Source organism: Pseudomonas sp. V98_8, from assembly GCF_029967975.1.
GTDB lineage: Bacteria > Pseudomonadota > Gammaproteobacteria > Pseudomonadales > Pseudomonadaceae > Aquipseudomonas > Aquipseudomonas umsongensis.
In genome coordinates this window covers 13,310-35,573 of sequence record NZ_JASCAE010000053.1, presented here as the reverse complement: position 1 = coordinate 35,573, position 22,264 = coordinate 13,310, and the positions used below count along the sequence as shown (strand labels likewise).

Genomic DNA, 22,264 nt, shown 5'->3' with positions numbered 1-22,264 from the left:
GAGGCTTCTTTCCACCTGTAATGCTTGTTATACATCCCTCATCGACAAGCCTTCAGGCCGTTAGGTCAGTGTGTGAACGCCCCTTGTGGCGCTCATCTAGACTTACTGCATAGTCGTAGGCAGAACCGAGCACGTCGCTTTGGTGCGGTTTGATCAATAGCGGCGTGGCAAGCTGCCCTTTATGCCCAGTTGAGGTGCGGCGAAGACCGTGCCGGGCACAACAAGATGCCCGCTCAGGGTGCCCTGGCCAACGGCCTGTCAATGCCACGATGCCGTGACGTGGTGTGAGTGCCGCAGCCGACACTTTCGGACGACCGACGACCTTCTGGTTTGTCCGTGACCGTGAGGATTGCTGAATGCCTGATGTTGAGTTGCACCTGTCTGTGGTCAATACCCTGCTGGAGCGCCATAAGGGCACTCCCGGTGCTCTGTTGCCGATTCTTCATGATATTCAGGAGCGCATTGGGTATATCCCCGATGCGGCCGTGCCCGAGATTGCCCACGCGCTGAACCAGAGTCAGGCCGAGGTGCGTGGGGTGATCAGTTTTTACCATGACTTCCGTACTGCGCCGCCTGCCCGGCATATCCTGCGGCTGTGCCGCGCCGAGTCGTGCAAGAGTCGCGGTGCCGAGCAGTTGGCGGCGCAATTGCGTGAGCGTCTGCAGCTGGATGATCACGGCAGCAGCGCTGATGGCAGCATCAGTTTGCGGCCGGTGTATTGCCTGGGTGCTTGTGCCTGCTCGCCGGCCCTGGAGCTGGACGGCCGGGTGCATGCGCGGCTGAGCGCTGAGCGTCTGGATGCCTTGCTCGACGCTTGCCGGGAGGATGCATGATGCCGACTCTTTATCTGCCGACCGACTCGCTGGCCCGTGCCGTGGGGGCCGATGAGGTGTCCGCGGCGCTGATCACTCAGGCCAGGGAGCGCAACCTGCCGCTGGAGTTGCAGCGCACCAGTTCGCGCGGCCTGTATTGGCTGGAGCCATTGCTGGAAGTGGACTCGCCACAAGGCCGGATCGGCTTTGGCCCGATGACCGCTGCCGATGTGCCGTCCGTCCTCGAAGCCCTACACAGCTCAACCGAACATCCTCTGTCCCTGGGCCTGGTAGAAGAGCTGCCTTATCTGAAGACCCAACAACGCCTGCTGTTCGCCCGCGCCGGTATTACCCGGCCTCTATCGCTGGACGACTACCGCGCCCACGGCGGTTTCGAAGGCCTGGCAAGGGCTGTCGCCATCGGCGGCGAGCAAACCGCCACAGCGGTGTTCGATTCGGGCCTGCGTGGCCGTGGCGGCGCCGCCTTCCCCGCCGGGATCAAATGGCGCACGGTGCGCGGCACCCAGGCGGCGCAAAAGTACATCGTGTGCAACGCCGACGAAGGCGACTCCGGCACCTTCGCCGACCGCATGTTGATGGAAGGCGACCCCTTCCTGCTGATCGAAGGCATGGCCATTGCCGGTCTCTGCACCGGGGCCACCTACGGTTATATCTACGTGCGCTCGGAATACCCGGATGCCGTGGCCACCTTGCGCAACGCGCTGGAGATTGCCCGGTCGAACGGTTACCTGGGCGCCAATGTCGGCGGCAGCGGCCAGGCCTTCGATATGGAAGTACGCGTCGGTGCCGGCGCCTACATCTGCGGTGAAGAAACCGCCCTGCTGGATTCGCTCGAAGGCAAGCGCGGGGTCGTTCGCGCCAAGCCGCCGATCCCCGCGTTGCAGGGCCTGTTCGGCCAGCCGACGCTGGTGCACAACGTGCTGACCCTGGCCTCGGTGCCGCTGATTTTGGCCAAGGGTGCGCAGTTCTATCGCGACTACGGCATGGGCCGTTCCCTGGGCACCATGCCCTTCCAGTTGGCGGGCAATGTTCGTCACGGCGGCCTGGTGGAACGGGCCTTCGGCCTGACCCTGCGCGAGTTGGTGGAAGGCTACGGCGGCGGCACTGCCAGTGGCCGGCCGCTGAAGGCTGCGCAGGTGGGTGGCCCGCTTGGCGCCTGGGTGCCGCCGGCGCAATTCGACACGCCGCTGGATTACGAGGCCTTCGCCGCCATGGGCGCGATGCTCGGTCACGGTGGCGTGGTGGTGGCGGACGACACGCTGGACATGGCCCACATGGCGCGTTTCGCCATGGAGTTCTGCGCCGAGGAATCCTGTGGCAAATGCACGCCGTGCCGTATCGGCTCGACCCGGGGCGTGGAGGTGATCGACCGTTTGCTGGCCGCGCCAGATCAGGCCGGTCGTGATCAGCAAGTGATCATCCTCAAGGACCTGTGCGACACGATGCAATACGGTTCGCTGTGCGCCTTGGGCGGCATGGTCTCCTTTCCGGTCGCCAGCGCCCTCAAGTACTTCCCCGCCGACTTCGGCTTGCAGCCCTCGGAGGCCGAGCAATGATCACTGTATTCGATCCGAAAACCGACATGGATCTGGGCACGCCAGCCCGCGACAGCCAGGTGCAGGTCACCCTGAACATCGACGGCCAAACCATCAGCGTGCCCGAAGGTACTTCGGTGATGCGCGCAGCCGCGTTGCTGGGCACCACCATTCCCAAACTCTGTGCCACCGACAGCCTGGAAGCCTTCGGCTCCTGCCGCATGTGCCTGGTGGAGATCGACGGTATGCGCGGCTATCCGGCGTCCTGCACCACGCCGGTCACCGAAGGGATGACCGTACATACCCAGACGCCGAAGCTCGCCACCCTGCGGCGCAACGTCATGGAGCTGTACATCTCCGATCACCCGCTGGACTGCCTGACCTGCTCGGCGAACGGCAACTGCGAGCTGCAAACCGTGGCCGGTCAGGTCGGCCTGCGGGAGGTGCGTTACGGCTATGAAGGCGACAACCATCTGGCCGACGTGAAGGACACTTCCAACCCCTACTTCGACTACGACCCGAGCAAGTGCATCGTCTGCAACCGCTGCGTGCGCGCCTGCGAAGAAACCCAGGGCACCTTTGCCTTGACCATCACCGGGCGCGGTTTTGAATCCCGGGTGGCGGCGGCTGGCGGGGATAACTTCCTCGATTCGGAATGCGTGTCCTGCGGCGCCTGTGTACAGGCCTGCCCGACCGCCACGCTGATGGAAAAAAGCGTGGTCGAACTGGGTCAGCCCGAACACAGCGTGATCACCACCTGCGCCTACTGCGGTGTGGGTTGCTCGTTCCGTGCCGAGATGAAAGGCGACCAACTGGTGCGCATGGTCCCGGACAAGAACGGCCAGGCCAACCACGGCCACTCCTGCGTCAAAGGGCGCTTTGCCTGGGGCTACGCCACCCACCCGGATCGCATCACCAAGCCGATGATCCGCAAGCACATCAACGACCCGTGGCAGGAAGTCAGCTGGGATGAAGCGGTGACCTACGCCGCCAGCGAATTCCGCCGCCTGCAGCAGAAATATGGCCGCGATTCCATCGGCGGCATCACCTCCAGCCGCTGCACCAACGAAGAAACCTACCTGGTGCAGAAACTGGTGCGCGCCGCCTTCGGCAACAACAACGTCGACACCTGTGCCCGGGTCTGCCATTCGCCGACCGGTTATGGCTTGAAGCAAACCCTCGGCGAGTCCGCCGGCACCCAGAGTTTCGACTCGGTGATGCAGGCCGACGTGATCCTGGTGATGGGCGCCAACCCGAGCGATGCGCACCCGGTGTTCGCTTCGCAACTCAAGCGCCGCCTGCGTGAAGGCGCGCGGCTGATCGTCATCGATCCACGGCGTATCGATCTGGTGGACTCAGTGCATGCTCGCGCTGAATATCACCTGGCGCTGCGCCCCGGCACCAACGTCGCCATGCTCAACGCCCTGGCCCACGTGATCATCACTGAAGGCTTGCAAAACCAGCCCTTCATCGACGCCCGCTGCGAAGGCAACGATTTCGCCCGCTGGAGCGAGTTCGTCAGCCGTGCAGAGAACTCACCGGAAGCCCTTTCCCCAGTCTGTGGGGTCGACGCCGCCGATATTCGTGCGGCCGCACGCCTGTACGCCACCGGCGGCAATGCCGCGATCTATTACGGCCTGGGCGTCACCGAGCACAGCCAGGGCAGTACCGCGGTGATGGGCATCGCCAACCTGGCCATGGCCACCGGCAACATCGGCCGCGAAGGCGTGGGCGTGAACCCGCTGCGGGGGCAGAACAACGTGCAGGGCTCCTGCGACATGGGCTCCTTCCCCCACGAATTGCCCGGCTACCGGCACATTTCCAACGAAGTGGTGCGGGCGCAGTTCGAGCAGGCGTGGAACGTCACGTTGCAACCCGATCCGGGCTTGCGCATTCCCAACATGTTCGAGTCGGCGCTGGCCGGCAGCTTCAAGGGCTTGTACTGCCAGGGCGAAGACATCGCCCAGAGCGACCCGAACACCCAGCACGTCACCGCGGCCCTGTCGGCCATGGAGTGCGTGGTGGTGCAGGATATCTTCCTCAACGAAACCGCCAAATTCGCCCACGTGTTCCTGCCGGGCGCTTCGTTCCTGGAGAAGGACGGCACCTTCACCAACGCCGAGCGGCGCATCTCGCGGGTGCGCAAGGTCATGGATCCCCTGGGCGGCAAGGCCGACTGGGAAGGCACGGTGGCGCTGGCCAATGCCTTGGGTTACCCGATGAACTACAAGCATCCATCGGAAATCATGGATGAAATCGCCCGCCTGACGCCGACCTTCACCAACGTCAGCTACGCCGAACTCGAGCGCCACGGCAGCCTGCAATGGCCGTGCAACGCCGAGGCACCGGACGGTACGCCGACCATGCACATCGATCAATTCGTGCGCGGCAAGGGGCGCTTCATGCTCACCGGCTACGTGCCCACCGAGGAGAAGGTCAACAGCCGCTATCCGCTGCTGCTGACCACCGGGCGCATCCTCAGCCAGTACAACGTCGGCGCCCAGACCCGGCGTACCGAAAACGTCGCCTGGCACGATGAAGACCGCTTGGAAATCCACCCGACCGACGCCGAGAGCCGTGGCATCAACGAAGGCGACTGGGTCGGCATCGGCAGCCGCGCCGGGCAGACCGTGCTGCGCGCGCGGGTCACCGAGCGGGTGGCGCCGGGCGTGGTGTACACCACCTTCCACTTCCCGGAATCGGGGGCCAACGTGATTACCACCGACAACTCCGACTGGGCCACCAACTGTCCGGAGTACAAGGTCACGGCCGTGGAGGTCAGCCGCGTGTACCACCCTTCGGAGTGGCAAAAACGCTTCCAGGAATTCACCGAAGAACAGCACCGCTTGCTCAAGGAGCGCCGCCAGGCCCGTGGCGATAAGGCAGAGGTGCGCCGATGAGCACCGAAAACCTGATCAAGATGGCCAACCAGATCGCCCAGTACTTCGCCACCGAACCGGACCGGCAACAGGCAGTACTGGGTGTGCGTAATCATCTGCAGATGTACTGGACGCCGGGCATGCGCAAGGAGCTGCTGGCCTGGCAGACCGAGCATCAGGGCGCGGATATGCACCCGCTGGCGCAGGAGGCGGTCAGCGGAGCGGGCTGGTAGCGACTGAAAAACGCAATTCCTGTAGGAGCCGGCTTGCTGGCGATTGCAGTTCGTCAGGCGACATTTGTGTCGTCTGGATGCCCGCAATCGCCAGCAAGCCGGCTCCTACAAGGTTAAGTATCAATTTTGAATGCAGCTTTCGTCTTTGAGGTAGCGCGACAACTCATGTTGCCGCTGACAACCAAGCAACAGCCAAAGCAGAACCCTGGCTTTACGCGGACATAGAAATCCCGCCATCGATGCACCCTTGCGAATCAAATCCATCTCACTGCCGTTAAAACCATAGCTGGCTTGCGCGGTAGAGCCCGAACCGGTGCGAGTCGCGATGATGACCGGGATATTTTCGGCGACGTGCTCAATCACGGTCGCCCAGCTCTGCGAGACATGTCCGGCGCCGAAACCGGCTATCACCAGCCCGTCATAACCGAGGGTGAGAGTGCTTTCCAGAAACAGCGTGTCGGCCGAGAGGGATGCCTCGAGCATCGCAACCTTCTGTGTTGTCTGGTGTGGTAAAGGCAAAACCCTGCGCTGAGCCGGCGCACGAAGGTAGTGAACGCGGTCTTCCATGATCAAGCCTGTAGGCCCCACGACTGGAGAGGTAAACGCCTGCAGCGCCAGCGAATCGGTTTTGCGCACGCTTCTCGCTTGATGAATCTCCCCGTTCATAACGACCTGAACGCCCCGCCGCCGGCTGTTCTCGGACAGCGCTACGCGGCATGCATCCAGCAGATTCGCCGGCCCCTCGGCCCCTGGCTGTGCTGCCGAGCGCATCGCACCGGTCAGCACCAGTGGCGCGTCGTGAGGCCACAGGTAATCGAAAAAAACTGCCGTTTCTTCGAGTGTGTCGGTGCCTTGGATCAACACGACACCCACGGCGCCCTGTTTGATTTGAAATTCTGCCCAAGACAATACGGTCAGTAAAAGTTCGAAATCCAGTGAAGCGCTGGGAAGCAGTCCAAGGGTTTCAACGGTCACCCGGGCAAGCGTCGTCAATTGCGGAACGGATGCCAGTAGAGTCTCGCCGCTGACGGTCGGGATAACGCCTTCGCCAGCATTCCTGGCTTGCATGCTCACTGTGCCACCAAGCGCCGCGATAGCTAGTTTGGGCAGATCCATGTGATACCTCACGTGTTCAGGAAGAGAGGTGGCTGTACCCGGTTCAAGACGGGGACAGCCGAAGGGGCTGGGGCATTTACTCCGCGACAAGAACGCCGATCAGCGGCAGGATCAACAACGTGCTGATGGCCATGGACAGGACATTGCCGATGTAGGCATGCATGTCGGCCGGCAATCGCTTGGCGATCGCACAGGCCAGGGGCGGTGCGATCAATGCCCCCAGCAACGCACTCGAGCCGATCACCAGCCCACTGCCGCCATGGGTCAGGATCGCAGCGGGCACCACTGACACCAGAGGCACGTAAGTGGGGTACCAGCCGCGCAGCCTCCATTGTCGACGCCAGACCAGCACCCCGATGGCCGAGCTCAGCGCTTGTGCAGCGATGATATGCAGCAATAGTCCCGACCCGTACGCCGGGCTGATCGGGTTCATCGCGTACGCCAGCAATACCCCCAGTAACAAGCCAAGACTGGCCAGTTCATTGCCAAAGAATGGCGCTTCGGAAAAGTCTGCCAAGACCCGGCGCAGGCTCCAGACGACCCCGTAGTCGGGCGCTTTGGTGACGGGTGCGGGAGGCTTGCCAGGTGATATCTCCGTCTGTCCGGACTTCATCAGGCCGGGCCGGTAGCGACACAGCAAAAATGCCACGACGCTGGCGACCGCCATGCCCAGAACATTACCGATCACCGCTGGCAACCCCAACGGGTTACACAGGTAATTGACAATCAACAGGCACATGGGTGTGACGAGTACGGCCCCCATGATTGCGCCGTTGATCGTGACCTTCCAGCCCCTGCCAAACATCAGCACCATCGCCGCTGGCAGCGAAACGAACGCGGCGAAGGTGGGTTGCCAGCTGGTGGCGGTCACCGTCCAGCCCCACAGCACGTTACTCAGCAACAACCCGAGTAACGAACTGGTGATCAGCCACGGCCATAACCCGGTGCCATAGGCAATGCTGAAGCCTTGCCAGGCTCTGCCCGTTCGATTCGCCCAATAGGCGAGATAGGCGCCGGCCAAGAGTCCGATCGAGGCGAACTCGTGTTTGTAGAACGCCACCTCGCTGATGTCGCCAAGCAGCCAGCGCAACCAGGCACTCGGCTGGGAAAGGCTCGACACCATGTCGCTGTAACTCGGCCAATGCGCGGCCCAGAGCGAGCGATAGGTCAATGAAAGCCAGATGATCAGCAATGTCGCGCCGACCAGCATCAGGATGACCGCCATATCAAATGGCGATCTGTGGGCAATGCGGTTTTTGTCGGTAGTCGTTTGCATGTCAGGTCTCCCCTATCAGCGTGGGAGACATGGGTGTTGGGTGTAGCCGAGCATCTGATCGTAGAGGTCGGCTCTACGGTCACGATGCAGATCGTTCAGGTTGTTCCAGATGGGGGCGCTGCGGGAGCTGGTCAGGTCAATATCGGCATACAGGATTTCCTCCTGGTCTGCCGAGGCTACGGCGCCAATCGGCCAGCCATTGGTGCCGGCGATCAGCGAGCATCCGAGGTAGCGTGCACCTCGTTCCTCACCGATCCGGCTGGCAGCGGCGATAAACACATTGTTTACGTGCGCCGCTGTCATCGTCAGGTACGACGCCATGCATTTGCCGGCATCGTCGAACAGCGGCGGCGGTGTCCAGACCCAGTTGTTGACGCTGCAAATGATGTCGGCGCCTTGTTGACTCAGGATGCGTGGCACCTCGGGGAACCAGATATCCCAGCAAATCAACATGCCGATTCGACCAATCGGCGTATCAAAAACCGGAAAACCCAGATCGCCGGGTGTGAACCAGAGTTTCTCCAGGTTCCACAAATGCGTCTTTCGATACTTGCCGATAAAACCGTCAGGGCCGACCAGCATCGCGGTGTTGAACAGTCGCATGCCGTCGCGCTCCGCCAGGCCGGCCACGAGGTAGACGTTGTGCCTGCAGGCAAAATCGATCCAGAGTTGCGCGCTTGGTCCGCCGGGTATCAACTGCGCATGTGCAAAGGCATCCTGCCGACTGCTGAAGAAATAACCGGTGCTGGACAGTTCAGGCAGCACGATAAGATTCGCACCGCCGTTGACCGCCTCCAGCGCCAATTCCAGGCTGCGACACAGATTTGCATCACAGTTTTCAATGCCGACTTGTGGATCGAATTGCACGACTGCTACACGCACAGGGCTTGTTGGCTCGCTCATTTCGGGTGACCTCTTTTTATTTTTATTCACGCTGTTTAATTGCGTGTTTATAAGACTCGAAAAGCCAACCGACGTAAGTCAGACGTTTCCGATAAGGCTGTAGCCTTTGTCCGAAGATGCATGAGCGAGTGTTTTGTTCGTCGGCCTGGTCAGGCGGGAAAGCAGAGCCATGCCAGAGGTGCATGGCTCTGGCGGAGGCATCAGGTTTTAAGTTTGTAGTGTGGATAGTCACTCATGGAAAAACCGCCATTGAATTTTGCTGCGGTTTTGTCGCAGATGTGAATCGCCGCATCGACGGCCGCCCGGAAACAAGGTTCAGTCCAGCCAGCATCGACTGAAAATGACTCCCCAGAAAAATACAGGCCTGATGAACGCGCGAAGTCTCTGTTGTACTTCATCAGGCTCACTGCGTCGTAATAAGTGCCGGGCCGGTAGAGCTTTGCACAACCCAAGGCGTTTTTGTCGGTTATCCAGCGTTGGACCACCGCTTGATCAATCCCAACGTAAGGAGAGATTTTCTCCTGAATATTGGCGGAGTTCATGAGGATGCGATCCAGCTCTTTGACGCACTTGGTAACCAGTTCTTTGTCGGTGAATGAGGCGAGTTTTGTTGCGTCATCCTCCCATGTATAACTCAAGAGGATGCAGTCGTATGTATAGTTATCGTTGTAGCGGTAGGTGTAGACATCGTGGATAAAGCTGTCGGTGACGATGGTTTGCGGGATTTTGTGGTTCTTCGAAAGAAATGATTTTTTCAGCGGTGCATAGACTTTACAGCTGGTTTCCCAGTGCGCCGTTTTGTAGGCGTTGATTATCTCGAATGGCAGCATCTCCTGAGAGAAATTTTTCAGTTCGATTCGAGTCTCGATTAACCAGGACGGTAGGGTCATGATGACCGAATCAAATTCGTCGAACCGTTCCTCGGCATGCTCGGGTCGACTGTTCTGCCAGTTGAAGTAGACGCGTATTTTCTGGTTAGTCAGTTTTTCAAGTTTTGTGACGGATGAGTCCGTGAGGAGGCCATTGCTTCTTTCAATGCTGTGTTCGTAAACCGACTTCCCGGTTTCGACGGTCTTCAGAAACATCAGGCATTCGTCTAAAGCGGCGAGTCCGATATAGCGCGGAACGTCGAAATTCAATCCAGCCGAGTCAAAAACAGCTTTGCTGTGTAGGTACGGCGAGGCCAGTGGGTCTCCATTTGCGTTTACCCGACCATGGATCAGTTGCAATTGACTGCTAAATCCAAAAATAGCAGTTCGCAGTGGGTAAAGGCAGCAGACGTCGTAAAAAGCCCCCCAGCTCCCGTCACCTATACCTATCGCATAGAAAATTGCGGATTCTTCCGCGGACATTCCCATTCCGCCAAAGTCCCCGGGAGCGCTTTCATCCCAGGCTGTAAGGGCCGGCATACTGACCAGATCGCGAAATGAAACGCTCTCGTACTTGTTTACGATCGCAGCCCACATGCTTTCCCATTGCGGACTCGCGTAAATTTCCGAAACATGTTTCGTCATGCGATCGGCAAAATCCTTCCACTTTGCATAAACCTTTTGCAGTTCCTCACCAGGAGGAGGGGTGAGTCCATCGGCATTTTTCCAGATCAACATCTCCGGGGTGCCACTGTTCCCCATGCTGCCTTCTCTTAGGTAAATACCAGTCGAACGGACCCACTGGCTTCCGGGATTCGCAAAGTCTGAAAACGAAAGGTCAAACGCCTTCGCGTAATAAGCCATGAGCGATCTGCCCTCTGTCGGTGGCTCGTCTGCCCGATTGAAAAAGGGCATGCGCATGGCCCCCATTTCAAACGGCGTATGACTTTCCGTGGAGTTACGACTTCCTGGAATGGTTAAGTGCCTGCCCCCTATTCGAGAGGACTGTTCTATGAGGGTGATATTGGTGAAACCGCAGCGATACAGTTCTCGGGCTGCCGTCAGTCCGGTCACCCCCGCGCCGACGATACAAATTCGGTGATCCGGGGCAGCGGTCTTGGCTATACCATTTGCCTGTTCAACCAGTGATCGATAGTCGAAACACAGGTCGGGTGGATTGGGAAAGCGGGCGGCCCATTTGTTGTCAGTCGAGCGCTTTTTTCTGGTGGTTAGCGTGGCTGCGTATGAAGGGTAGTTGTAGCTTGAACCTATAGTCATTTGATCTTCCCTGACGATATTGATGGTGTACGCAGTGACGACCTTGAAGTTTTGAGCGACTAACATAAATGGGCCAAGTGGGACGCTGGGACACTCCGCTTTCTGTTTTTTTTGTAGGAAATGAAGAAACCTAAAATTCACCACACCCCCTATGGGAGCGTCGCTCTCGAGTTCCTGTTTGGATCACTCGATCTCAATCGGCCCCTTGGTCCCGGCATCACTGTCCGTCCAGTAATCCTCACCCGTCAGCCGCCGATCACCTTGCAACGTGAAGGTAAGTTTGCCCTGGTGAAATTGCAGGGTGCCGTCGGTGCGTTTGGCGTCAACCCGTTTGCCGTTCACCCAGACCTGTTCCTTGGCATCGATGCGGATGGTGGCCACTGTCGCGCCTGCATCGCTTTTGGCTACCCACTGGCCGGCATAGGGCGTCTGGGTCGTCGAGTTGTCCGTGGCGGGGTTGGTGAACCCGGCCTTGGCGTTTTCCGCCTTGCTCTTGTGGATATCACAGCCCTGGGTCTCGCTGACCTGGGTGCAACCCGATTGCTCGAGTTGCTTGCGGTACTTGTCGTTGATGGCAAACGCCGGGGATTGCGCGGTCAGCAGGATTGCCAGCACTGGCAGGATGATTTTTTTCATGATTGCCCTCTTATTGATCAACAACTTGGCCAATGGCTGCGAACAGTATGGGTGGGATGAAGCGGTGACCTATGCCTGCGGGCTCAGTACCTGCAGGGGGGGGTTAGAGCAAGTGTTGGGAGATCAGCTTGGAGATCTCGACCATCGAGGTCTTGCCGGTGAACTCGAATTTTACTTTGCCCAATGACGAAAAGTAGATTTCCAGCTCGGAATCCAGGTCGAACGTCCCTGAGGTTTCCACCGAATATGCCACGATGTTTTTGTATGGCAACGAGGTGAAGTCTTTCTTGCTGCCGGTGATGCCTTGTACGTTCACCGCAATGATGCGCTTGTTGGTGAACACCACGCCGTCGCGCATGGACTTGTAGGAATCGATGACCTGTTCGCCGTCGAGCAAAAGGTCGGCAACGCGTTCGGCGTATTCCGCATTTTGCTTGAGCTTGAAGAATCCCTTGTTGTTGAAGTCGATCATTGGCCTCTCCCTGATTGTCAAAAAGAGCATCTAAGCACGACTTCATGCCATCGGGCCTGCCTTACTTTTCTCCGCCGGTCGTGCGTACCGCACTCTCGATCGCCCGCACGCTGATCGCCGCAAAGATCGCGGTGAGCAGCACGCCGTTGAACCCCAGCAATATCGCGAGTATTCGCGACATCGGCAGTTTCGGCACGAGTTCGCCGTAGCCGATGGTCAACCCGGTCACGAAACCGAAGTAAATGCCGTCGAAAGCGTCCCAGCCTTCCAGGTAGCTGATGATCAGGCCGCAGGTGACGATGACGACCAGCATGGTGGAAAAGATCGGCCAGACAATTCGCAGGTAGTAACCTACGGCTTTGTAGAACGCTCGACGGATGTGCGAGGTATGGGTGGGCTTCATGTCATGGGTATCCTGGGGGCGGCGGATCATTTCGTGACAGACGCAATGGCCACTTCACTTTAGCCTGTGTCGCCGTCAGCTGCGCTATCATCGCCCGCCTCTGTATCTTCAAGAGTTTGTATCCCGGATGTCCCAAGCGCTGCCAATACCCGATGCCCCTCAATCGCTGCCACCCGTGCTGGCCGGCCCGCTGTTGCGACGCCTGGAACCCACGCGGCTGGTGCTGTGGCTGGTGGGCTCGCGGGCGCTGGAGCTGACGCTGCGCTTGCAGGGCGTGGGCGATATTCGCCTCGATGCCGGGCAATGCACGGTGATTGCCGTGGGTACCCATGCATTTGTGCATCTGATTGATGTGGCGCTGGACGTTGCCCTGCCCTGCGATGAACTGATCGAGTACGACCTGCTGATCGATGACGGCACCGGCATCGCCACCTGGGCGCCGCATCTGTTGTACGGCGATGCAACTGCGCCGAACTTCGTCCTGCGCAGCCGCATCGAGCAGTTGCTGCACGGCTCCTGCCGCAAACCCCATCATCCGGCGACCGACGGCCTGCTGTGCGTCGACGGGTTGTTGGCGCAAGACCACCCGGCCACGGACCGTCCGGCGCTGCTGATGATGAGCGGCGATCAGGTCTACGCCGACGATGTAGCCGGGCCGACCCTGCGGGCGATCCACGCCCTGATCGAACGGCTGGGGTTGTTCGGTGAGCATCTGGAAGGCGCCGTGGTCAGCGACAGCGCCGAGCTTTACGGGCACGCGGCCTGTTATTACCACCGCGCGGATCTGTTGCCGGCGCTACAGAGCAACGAAACCCTGCGCGAGCGCTTTTTCGGCGGCGCGCGCAAGCCGATTTTCACCAGCAGCAGTGCCGACAATCACCTGGTGACCTTCGCCGAAGTCATGGCCATGTACCTGCTGGTCTGGTCGCCGACGCCCTGGGCCTTGATCGCGCCCAAACCGCCGAAACTGATCAAGGAGCGACGCGAGCGTTATGCCCTGGAGCAGACGCGCATCGATGCCTTCAAGGCCGGCCTGGACAAGGTCGCCCGAGCCCTGGCGCACGTGCCGACGCTGATGATCTTCGACGACCACGACATTACCGACGACTGGAATCTTTCCGCGCAGTGGGAGGAGACGGCCTACGGCCATCCGTTTTCCAAACGCATCATCGGCAACGCGCTGCTGGCCTACATGCTTTGCCAGGGCTGGGGCAACAATCCGGATGCCTTCACCGCTGTCCTGGAAAAGACCCGTTTGCTCAGTGCCACCGGAGATGACCGTTACCTCGACAGCGATGTCCAGGACGCTCTGATCGATGAGCTGCTGCGCTTCCAGCACTGGCATTACGTGCTGCCCACCACCCCGGCCATGGTGGTGCTCGATACCCGCACCCGACGCTGGCGCAGCGAGATGAACCTCAAGCAACCGTCGGGCCTGCTGGACTGGGAAGCCCTCTGCGAACTGCAGCAGGAGCTGCTCGATCACCCCTCGGCGATCATCGTGTCGCCGGCGCCGATCTTCGGCGTCAAACTGATTGAAACCGTGCAAAGAGTGTTCAGCTGGCTGGGCTATCCACTGCTGGTGGACGCCGAGAACTGGATGGCCCATCGCGGCGCGGCCCAGGTGATCCTGAACATTTTCCGCCACTCGCGCACGCCGGGTAACTACGTGGTGCTGTCCGGCGATGTGCATTACTCCTTCGTCTACGAAGTGCTGATCCGCCACCGCAAGGCCGGCCCGCGCATCTGGCAGATCACCAGCAGCGGGATCAAGAACGAGTTCCCGCCGACCCTGCTGGAGTGGTTCGACCGCCTCAATCGCTGGCTGTATTCACCACGCTCGCCGCTGAACTGGCTGACCAAGCGCCGGCGCATGCGCATCGTGCCGCACGTGCCCGAACATGCCGAAGCGGGCGAACGACTGTGGAATTCGGCGGGGATCGGCCAGGTGTACTTCAATGAACAAGGGCAGCCACGGGATATTTTTCAGCACAACGCCAATGGCTCGCCGAAGACGCGAATGGTGGCGCCTGCAAACGATGACTGAGGGGCTGTACGGAGAACCTGTGGGAGCGACGGTGCGGCGATCCGACCTGCTCGCGAAGACTGCTTAACATTCAGCATTTATGCTACCTGATACACCGCTTTCGCGAGCAGGCTCGCTCCCACAGTTTGATCGGTGTCGCTCATGGACCTTACCCGAACCCTGATCATCGGTAACTCCGGTTCCGGCAAGAGCTGGCTGGCGCAACGCCTGGCCGAGCGATTGCAGGTGCCATGGACCGATCTCGACCGCATTCACTGGCTGTCCGACGAACACAGCATCGCCCGCCCCCGCGCTGAAGCCTTGGCCATGGCGAGGGTCGCGGCCGAGCAGGAGCGCTGGGTGATCGAAGGCGTGTATGGCTGGATCGCCAGCGAACTGCTGCCCCGCACGACGACGCTGATCTGGTTGAGCGTTGCCGACGAGGTTTGCGTCGCCAATATTCGCCAGCGTGAAATCAACGACGATGAACGCCTGATCGCCCTGCTGGAGTGGGCGGGGAGTTATCGCCAGCGCGATGACTCCAGCGGATATACGGCCCATCAGCGGCTGTTCGAAGGGTTTACCGGTACGAAAATGCGGCTGACGGATCGGACGGAAATAACAGTGTTCGCCACCGATTTACTGTAGGAGCTGCCGCAGGCTGCGATCTTTTGATCTTCAACGACGCCAGAGCCGCCGCACATCAAGAACAAAAAATCGCAGCCTGCGGCAGCGCCTACGAAGGGAGTCACCGTTCTGCTTTCAGCACCCGACTCACCCCCCTGACAATCATATCCACCTCCCGCTCATCAATCGTCAGCGGAGGCAACAAACGAATGGTTTGCCCGCGCGTCACGTTGATCAGCAACCCATGGTCCCGGGCGGCGATCAGGCTCAGGTCGCGGATCGGCTGCTTGAGTTCGATGCCGATCATCAGGCCCTGGCCACGGATCGCCAGGACGTTCGGTTGATCCGCCAATTCCATGCGCAACCTGCTTATCAGGCGTTCGCCCTGAAGCCGGGCATTTTCCAGCAAGCCTTGCTCCTCGATGATGTCCAGCACCGTGCAGCCGACCCGACAGGCCAGCGGGTTGCCGCCGAAGGTGCTGCCGTGACTACCGGGGGTAAAGAGTTCGGCGGCTCTGCCACGGGCCAGGCAGGCGCCGATCGGGACGCCGTTGCCCAGGCCTTTGGCCAGGGTCATCACATCCGGGACGATGCCTTCGTGCAGGAACGCGAACCACTGCCCGGTACGGCCGATGCCGGTCTGGATTTCATCCAGCATCAACAACCAGGAGCGCCGGTTACAGAGCTCGCGCACGGCTTTCAAGTAACCGGGGGGTGCCAGTTGCACACCGCCTTCGCCCTGGATCGGCTCCATCAGGATGGCCACGATGCGCGAGCCGTAATCCTGGCGCACCTTGTCCAGTGCCTTGAGGTCGCCGAACGGCACTTTGACGAAGTCCCCCGGCAACTTGTTGAAACCCAGGCGCACCGCCGGGCCATCGCTGGCGCACAGGGTGCCGAGGGTGCGGCCATGGAAAGCGTTTTCCATGGCCACCACCAAGGGTTGCTCGATGCCTTTGTGCCAGCCATGCAGACGGGCAATTTTCAGCGCCGTTTCATTGGCCTCGGCCCCGGAGTTGTTGAAGAACGCCCGGTCCATGCCTGACAGTTGGGTCAGTTTGCGCGCCAGGCGTTGCTGCCAGTCGATGCTGTAGAGGTTGGAAGTGTGTAGCAACAGGCCGGCCTGTTCGCTGATCGCCGCGACGATTTTCGGGTGAGAGTGGCCGACGTTGGTCACCGCCACCCCGGCCACCGCGTCCAGGTATTCACGACCGGCCTGGTCCCACAGGCGCGTGCCCAGGCCCTTGTTGAAACTCAAGGCCAAGGGTTGGTAAGTGCTCATCAGGCAGGCGGCGGTCATGACATCAAGCTCCATCAAGGGTCGTTGTTTTTGCAGTATGGTTAGCCACCTGAACTGGATAAATACTGCAATACTTCAATCATTTTAAAGTCGAGCTTGATAATGGACCTGTTCCAGGCAATGACCGTCTACGTCAAGGTGGTAGAAACCGGCAGCATGACGAGCGCCGCGGCGCAGTGCAAAATGTCCACGACCATGGTCGGCAACCACCTCAAGGCCCTCGAGCAGCGCCTGGGCGTACGCCTGCTCAACCGCACGACCCGGCGCCAGCGGTTGACCGAATTTGGCGTTGCGTATTACCAGCGCTGCCTCGAAGTGTTGGGGCTGGTGGCTGATTCCGAACGCCTGGCCGAGCAAGCGCTGGATGAACCCAGCGGCACGTTGCGCATCTCGGCGCCCTTGACCTTCGGCACGGAAAAACTGGCACCCGCCCTGAGCGAATTCGCCCTGCTCTACCCCAGGGTAAAACTCGACGTGATGCTCACCAACCGGCGTCCGGACCTGCTGGAAAACGGGCTGGACGTGGCCTTTCGCCTGGGCGCCATCGAGGCGTCCAACCTGATCGCCCGCCCGCTGCTCGACTACACCCTGACCATGTGCGCATCGCCGGCGTATGTGGCCCGTCGCGGCGCGCCACAAACCCCTGAAGACCTGCGCCACCACGATTGCCTGTCCTTCGCCTATCCGGCTGGCGATGACTGGCATTCGGTGGAGAAAGAATGGCGCCTGGCCGGCCCCGAAGGCGAAGTCACGGTAGCGGTCAGCGGACCGATGCTGATCAACAGCTCGGCAGGGCTGCATCAGGCGGCGCGAACCGGCATGGGCATCGTGATGTTGCCCGATGTCCTGGTCGAGCAAGACATCCAGGACGGCAAACTGCTGGCCTTGATGCCCGGATTCAACCCACCGAGCCGGCCGATGCACCTGATGTATGCCCAGGACCGCTACCGCCTGCCGAAATTGCGACGTTTCGTCGACTTCGCGGTGCAGATGTGGGGCAAGCACTAGCAGCCTCGCCAACCCTTGGACTAATCTCCCTGACTGAGCAGGTCATTGGCTATCAGGCGCGTGCCAGGGAGAGCAGCGATGGGAGAAGCATCGAGTATCGAACCCTTGAAGTTCAATGTCTCGGACATGAACGAAGGCATGCTGCACACCATCATGGAACTGGTCAGCGACGGAATATGGGACTGGAACGCCAACACCGGCTTCGTCTACCGCAACGCCCGCTGGTACGAAATGCTCGGCTACACGCCGCACTCCCTGGATAACAACGTGTTGACCTGGGAAAACATCATTCACCCCGATGATTTCCCGCAGGTGATGGCCCTGTTCGATGACTACCTGAGCCAGCGCACGCCCGTGTATCAGGCCGAGTACCGCTGCCGCACGCATGACGGCCGTTATATCTGGATCGAAGACCGCGGCCACGTGCTGGCACGCAATGCCGACGGTTCAGTGGCGCGGATGGTCGGCGCCCACCGCAGCATCGAAGACAAGAAGCGCCTGCTCGAAGCCCTCGAGCGGCGCAATCAATCCCTTGAAGCCCTCGTTGAAGAACGCACCCGCGAGCTGTCCAGGGTCAATCAGCAACTGCAGAAGCAACTGGAAGAAAATCGTAAGTTGGCTGAAACCGATGCCCTGACGTCGATCGCCAATCGCTATCGCCTGGAACAGACCCTGCGCCAGGAATGCGAGCGGTCCCAGCGCTTTCGCCAGCCGTTGTCACTGATCGCCATGGACATCGACGACTTCAAGAGCATCAACGATCACTACGGCCATGCACTGGGCGATGCCGCTTTGATTCAGGTGGTCGAACGAGTCAAGCGCAGTTTGCGTGCGGGGGATGTGCTGGCCCGTTGGGGCGGCGACGAATTCATCGCGGTCCTGCCCGATACCTCGCTGGCTGAGGCCAGGACCCTGGCCGAAGCCATCCGCCAGGGTCTATCGGAGATGCCATCGGTGGGCGACTTTCACGTGAGCATGAGTTTCGGCGTGGTCCAGCGCTTCGAGGAGGAGCAACAGACCGGCCTGATGGCCAGGGCCGATCAGGCACTGTATCGGTCGAAAATCGCCGGCAAGAATGTGATCACCGGATAACGACCGTCACATCCCCGTCTTCACCAGCACCGGTTTTTCCTGATAGCGATCCGGGTACAGTTGCTTGAGCTGTGCCACCTTTGGCAAGTCATTGATCACGATGTAGGGATAGGTCGGGTGCTCGGTCAGGAAGTCCTGGTGCTCTTCTTCGGCCGGATAAAAACCGTTGAAGCTCTCCAGCTTGGTCACGATCGGCTTGTCGAACGAATGCGCGGCATCGAGCTGGGCAATGTAGGCCTGGGCGACCCGTTGCTGCTCGCTGCTCTTGGTAAAGATCGCCGAACGGTATTGGGTGCCGGTGTCGGGCCCCTGGCGGTTGAGTTCGGTCGGGTTGTGGGCCACGGAGAAGTAGATCTGCAGCAAGGTGCCGTAGCTGACCTGGCTCGGGTCGAAGGTCACTTCCACCGATTCCGCATGACCGGTACTGCCGCTGCTGACGCGTTCGTACTGTGCCGTATCAGCTTTGCCACCGGCGTAACCGGAGACGGCATTCTTCACGCCTTTGACATGCTGGAACACCCCTTGCACACCCCAGAAGCAACCACCGGCAAATACCGCGGTTTCGCTGCGGGCCTGGGTGGTTTCGTCGAGGGCCGGTGGGGGCAGGAGCACGCCCTCTTCAGCCCCGCCCAGGGAAAATGCCGAGCATTGGCCAATGATGCCCGCAGCGGCCAACCCCAACAGCGTGCGGCGCCAGGTGAAAAGATTTTTCATGTCACAGACTCCTGAGAAATTCAGACGGCTTTGGGCTCGAACTTGAGCGCCAGACCGTTCATGCAGTAACGCAAACCGGTCGGTTTCGGCCCGTCGTCGAAGACATGGCCCAGATGCCCGCCGCAACGCCGGCAGTGCACCTCTTCGCGCGACATGCCGTAGGAACGGTCCTGGCGAGTGGCCACGGCCTTGTCCAGCGGCGCCCAGAAACTCGGCCAGCCGGTATGGCTATCGAACTTGGTCGCCGATGAGAACAGCGGCAACTGGCACCCGGCGCAGAGGAATGTGCCGTCGCGGTGCTCGTTGTTCAGCGGGCTGCTGTAGGCCCGTTCAGTGCCTTCTTCGCGGAGAATTTCATACTGTTCGTCGCTCAGGATGGCGTGCCATTCGCTATCGCTGTGGGTCACTTCAAACGCCTCGGCGGCGCTGGCATCGCTGATCAATGCCGTGCCTGTGGAAAACTTAGGCAACAGGCCGATTGCCAGGGCTGCCACCCCCAGCCCGCCGCTCGCGAGAAGAAATTGTCGTCGTGAAAACATGCTCGTCTCCAAAAATCCAGGGGTGTTTCATGGAACACAGCCTAGGCTTTGGGTGATCGCCAAATCCTCACGGGAAGTTAAACAATTCGTGATAACTCGCGCCGCGAAAAACCCGCACAATGGACCCTTCAATGACTTCACTGACTTGACTGACTTGATTGTAGGAGCTGCCGCAGGCTGCGATCTTTTGATCTTGTTTTTTTAAATCAAAGTCAAAAGATCGCAGCCTTCGGCAGCTCCTACAGTGAGTGGCATTACGCACAATGCGCAGAGGGATCGAGCTGGATGGAACAGACCAAACGCGTCCTCGTGGTCGAGGACGACCTGCATATCGCCGACCTGATCTGCCTGCACCTGCGTGACGAGCAGTTCGAGGTGGTGCACAGCGCCGACGGCAATGAAGGCATGCGCCTGCTGCAGCAAGGCAACTGGGATGCGCTGATCCTCGACCTGATGCTGCCCGGTGTCGACGGCCTGGAAATCTGCCGCCGCGCCCGCGCCATGGCCCGCTACACGCCGATCATCATCACCAGTGCGCGCTCCAGCGAAGTGCACCGGATCCTCGGCCTGGAGCTCGGTGCCGACGATTACCTGGCCAAGCCGTTTTCCATGCTCGAACTGGTGGCCCGGGTCAAAGCCCTGCTGCGCCGGGTGGATGCCATGGCACGCAACCTGAAGATGGACGCCGGCAGCCTGCTCATCGACGGCCTGGCCATTGACCCGATCACCCGCGAAGTGTCCCAGGGCGGCCGACGCCTGGACCTCACACCCCGGGAGTTCGACCTGCTGTACTTTTTCGCCCGCCAACCGGGCAAGGTGTTTTCGCGCATGGACCTGCTCAACGCCGTCTGGGGCTATAGCCACGAAGGCTACGAGCATACGGTCAACACCCACATCAATCGCCTGCGCGCCAAGATCGAGGCCGACCCCGCGCAACCGGTACGCATCCTCACGGTCTGGGGCCGCGGCTACAAGTTCGCCACCGGGGAGGAATCGCCGCCATGAGGCTGACCCTGACGCAGCGCCTGTCCCTGGTGTTCGCCGTGCTACTGCTGGTGTGCTGCGGCACCTCGGCGTGGCTGCAGGTGCGTTCCAACCAGATGCATGAACAGGAAGTGGTGCAAGGGTTGTCCCGGGACCTGGCGCAGCATATCGCCAGTGACACGGTGCTGATGGACACCCAGGGCCTGATGCCCAATGCCGTGCGGGATCTGTTCAGCAAGCTGATGCAGGTCAACCCCAGTGTCGAGGTGTACCTGTTGGACACCGAGGGCAAGATTGTCGGCAGTGCCGCGCCCGAAGGCCGGATTCGACGCGAGCGTGTCGACCTGGCGCCAATCCAGCGCCTGCTCAGGGGCGACGCCTTGCCGATTACCGGTGATGATCCGCGCAGCGTCGACGCGCGCAAGGTGTTCAGCGCCGCACCGTTGAAGGTCAATGGCAAGGCCGTCGGGTATCTCTACGTGGTGCTGCTGGGTGAAGACCATGATCGCCTGGCCGAACGGGGCGCCACCAGTGCTGCGCTCAATACCGCCCTGATGTCCATTGGATTGGTCGCGCTGTTGTGCCTGATTGCCGGTCTCACCGCGTTTGCGCTGATCACCCGGCCATTGCGCCGCCTCACCGAAACCGTCAGCCAGTTCGACATCGATGGCGTCCCGGTGACGCCGGCCCTGCCCGTTCCCCTGGAAAAGGTCGCCAGCCACGATGAAATTGCTGTTCTCGACGCCGCCTTCCGGCAGATGCAGGCGCGTTTGGGCGAACAATGGCGCTCATTGACCCGCCAGGACCAGGAACGCCGCGAACTGGTGGCAAACATCTCCCACGATCTGCGTACGCCGCTGGCCTCGTTGCACGGCTATCTGGAAACCCTGTCGCTCAAGGACGCCACACTGTCCGCCGCCGACCGCCGCCGCTACCTGGGCATCGCCCTGGATCAAAGCCGCAAGGTCGGTGGGCTGGCGCAGTCGCTGCTGGAACTTGTGCGCCTGGAACATGGTTTTGTGCAACCGGTGCTGGAGCGTTTTTCGCTGACCGACCTGGTCCAGGACATTTTCCAGAAATTCGAACTGACGGCCGAGGCGCGGCAGGTTGAATTGAAGGCCACGTTCGCCCCCAACGTTTCTGCAGCCTGCGCTGACCTGGGATTGATCGAGCGGGTGTTGACCAATCTTTTCGACAACGCGTTGCGCCATACGCCGCCAGGTGGCGAGATCGAACTGGGATTGCGTCCACAAGGCTCGTTCATTGAAGTGACTGTCAGCGACACTGGCCCTGGTATCGCTCCCGAACTGCGCGAGGGTCTGTTTTTGCGGCCGTTCAATATCGGTGGCGCACGGCGCGATGGCGGGCTGGGGTTGCGTATTGTGCACCGCATCCTGCAATTGCATGGGCTTGAGATTCAGTTGATCGACAGGCCGGGGCGTGGGGCGACGTTTCGGTTTTTGTTGCCGATCGATGAACAGACTGCGGCGGGATTGGCGGAGCGATCGATGAACCTGAATACGCCGGGGCAAGTCTGAAAA

20 protein-coding genes are annotated in these 22,264 nt (G+C 60.4%); 10 read left to right on the top strand and 10 right to left on the bottom strand.

The window, feature by feature from the left end:
* The first annotated feature begins 356 nt into the window (after positions 1-356).
* Genes QLG10_RS17940 through QLG10_RS17925 form a run of 4 tightly spaced genes read left to right on the top strand, consistent with a single transcriptional unit; the run spans position 357 to position 5,480 of the window.
* Positions 357-833, top strand: a complete 477-nt coding sequence (locus tag QLG10_RS17940; RefSeq protein ID WP_020795582.1) for a formate dehydrogenase subunit gamma — start codon at positions 357-359, stop codon at positions 831-833.
* The gene (locus QLG10_RS17935) at positions 830-2,389 is read left to right on the top strand and encodes a formate dehydrogenase beta subunit (protein WP_282487776.1); all 1,560 of its coding nucleotides are present in this window, start codon (positions 830-832) and stop codon (positions 2,387-2,389) included. The genes QLG10_RS17940 and QLG10_RS17935 overlap by 4 nt, the downstream gene beginning before the upstream one ends.
* Positions 2,386-5,268 (top strand): formate dehydrogenase subunit alpha, encoded by a 2,883-nt coding sequence (fdhF, locus tag QLG10_RS17930; protein WP_282487775.1) that lies wholly within the window; start codon positions 2,386-2,388, stop codon positions 5,266-5,268. The genes QLG10_RS17935 and fdhF overlap by 4 nt, the downstream gene beginning before the upstream one ends.
* Positions 5,265-5,480: a formate dehydrogenase subunit delta gene (locus QLG10_RS17925; RefSeq protein ID WP_248678003.1), complete on the top strand. Its 216-nt coding sequence runs from the start codon at positions 5,265-5,267 to the stop codon at positions 5,478-5,480. The genes fdhF and QLG10_RS17925 overlap by 4 nt, the downstream gene beginning before the upstream one ends.
* Positions 5,481-5,600: 120 nt before the next feature.
* Here the strand turns inward: QLG10_RS17925 and QLG10_RS17920 are convergent, their stop codons facing one another.
* The 7 genes from QLG10_RS17920 to QLG10_RS17890 all read right to left on the bottom strand — a co-directional run bounded on the left by QLG10_RS17920 (position 5,601) and on the right by QLG10_RS17890 (position 12,433).
* Positions 5,601-6,596: an asparaginase gene (locus QLG10_RS17920; protein ID WP_248678004.1), complete on the bottom strand. Its 996-nt coding sequence runs from the start codon at positions 6,594-6,596 to the stop codon at positions 5,601-5,603.
* A gap of 76 nt (positions 6,597-6,672) precedes the next feature.
* The gene (locus QLG10_RS17915; RefSeq protein WP_282487774.1) at positions 6,673-7,872 is read right to left on the bottom strand and encodes a hypothetical protein; all 1,200 of its coding nucleotides are present in this window, start codon (positions 7,870-7,872) and stop codon (positions 6,673-6,675) included.
* 15 nt (positions 7,873-7,887) lie between these two features.
* Positions 7,888-8,775, bottom strand: a complete 888-nt coding sequence (locus tag QLG10_RS17910) for a nitrilase family protein (protein WP_110747021.1) — start codon at positions 8,773-8,775, stop codon at positions 7,888-7,890.
* 200 nt (positions 8,776-8,975) lie between these two features.
* Entirely contained in the window at positions 8,976-10,922 is a 1,947-nt protein-coding gene (locus QLG10_RS17905; RefSeq protein WP_282487789.1) for an FAD-dependent oxidoreductase, read from the bottom strand.
* A 183-nt stretch (positions 10,923-11,105) separates the two neighbouring features.
* Positions 11,106-11,558: a hypothetical protein gene (locus QLG10_RS17900; RefSeq protein ID WP_248678008.1), complete on the bottom strand. Its 453-nt coding sequence runs from the start codon at positions 11,556-11,558 to the stop codon at positions 11,106-11,108.
* Positions 11,559-11,661: 103 nt separating this feature from the next.
* Positions 11,662-12,030 carry a PH domain-containing protein gene (locus tag QLG10_RS17895; RefSeq protein WP_020795573.1) on the bottom strand — a complete coding sequence of 123 codons (369 nt, stop codon included), beginning with the start codon at positions 12,028-12,030 and terminating at the stop codon, positions 11,662-11,664.
* A gap of 61 nt (positions 12,031-12,091) precedes the next feature.
* Entirely contained in the window at positions 12,092-12,433 is a 342-nt protein-coding gene (locus QLG10_RS17890; RefSeq protein WP_282487773.1) for a potassium channel family protein, read from the bottom strand.
* Between the two features lie 127 nt (positions 12,434-12,560).
* Here QLG10_RS17890 and QLG10_RS17885 point away from each other — a divergent pair, with 127 nt between their 5' ends.
* The gene (locus tag QLG10_RS17885) at positions 12,561-14,480 is read left to right on the top strand and encodes an alkaline phosphatase D family protein (protein WP_282487772.1); all 1,920 of its coding nucleotides are present in this window, start codon (positions 12,561-12,563) and stop codon (positions 14,478-14,480) included.
* Positions 14,481-14,621: 141 nt separating this feature from the next.
* Positions 14,622-15,107, top strand: coding sequence for an AAA family ATPase (locus tag QLG10_RS17880; protein ID WP_282487771.1), 486 nt, complete (start codon positions 14,622-14,624; stop codon positions 15,105-15,107).
* Between the two features lie 100 nt (positions 15,108-15,207).
* Here the strand turns inward: QLG10_RS17880 and QLG10_RS17875 are convergent, their stop codons facing one another.
* Positions 15,208-16,386: an aspartate aminotransferase family protein gene (locus tag QLG10_RS17875; RefSeq protein ID WP_282487770.1), complete on the bottom strand. Its 1,179-nt coding sequence runs from the start codon at positions 16,384-16,386 to the stop codon at positions 15,208-15,210.
* A 102-nt stretch (positions 16,387-16,488) separates the two neighbouring features.
* Here QLG10_RS17875 and QLG10_RS17870 point away from each other — a divergent pair, with 102 nt between their 5' ends.
* Positions 16,489-17,394 carry a LysR family transcriptional regulator gene (locus tag QLG10_RS17870; protein WP_020795566.1) on the top strand — a complete coding sequence of 302 codons (906 nt, stop codon included), beginning with the start codon at positions 16,489-16,491 and terminating at the stop codon, positions 17,392-17,394.
* Between the two features lie 78 nt (positions 17,395-17,472).
* On the top strand, positions 17,473-18,486 hold the full coding sequence (locus tag QLG10_RS17865; protein ID WP_110747009.1) for a sensor domain-containing diguanylate cyclase: 1,014 nt from the start codon (positions 17,473-17,475) through the stop codon (positions 18,484-18,486).
* 6 nt (positions 18,487-18,492) lie between these two features.
* Here the strand turns inward: QLG10_RS17865 and msrA are convergent, their stop codons facing one another.
* Together msrA and msrB are read right to left on the bottom strand one after the other, a co-directional pair.
* Positions 18,493-19,200 (bottom strand): peptide-methionine (S)-S-oxide reductase MsrA, encoded by a 708-nt coding sequence (msrA, locus tag QLG10_RS17860; RefSeq protein WP_083348257.1) that lies wholly within the window; start codon positions 19,198-19,200, stop codon positions 18,493-18,495.
* Between the two features lie 20 nt (positions 19,201-19,220).
* Positions 19,221-19,739, bottom strand: a complete 519-nt coding sequence (msrB, locus tag QLG10_RS17855) for a peptide-methionine (R)-S-oxide reductase MsrB (RefSeq protein WP_020795563.1) — start codon at positions 19,737-19,739, stop codon at positions 19,221-19,223.
* Between the two features lie 285 nt (positions 19,740-20,024).
* Between msrB and QLG10_RS17850 the strand changes: the two genes are divergently transcribed.
* Both QLG10_RS17850 and QLG10_RS17845 read left to right on the top strand, forming a co-directional pair.
* Positions 20,025-20,744 carry a response regulator transcription factor gene (locus QLG10_RS17850; RefSeq protein ID WP_083348256.1) on the top strand — a complete coding sequence of 240 codons (720 nt, stop codon included), beginning with the start codon at positions 20,025-20,027 and terminating at the stop codon, positions 20,742-20,744.
* Positions 20,741-22,261 (top strand): HAMP domain-containing sensor histidine kinase, encoded by a 1,521-nt coding sequence (locus tag QLG10_RS17845; protein ID WP_282487769.1) that lies wholly within the window; start codon positions 20,741-20,743, stop codon positions 22,259-22,261. Before QLG10_RS17850 ends, QLG10_RS17845 begins: the two co-directional genes overlap by 4 nt.
* Positions 22,262-22,264: the final 3 nt, after the last annotated feature.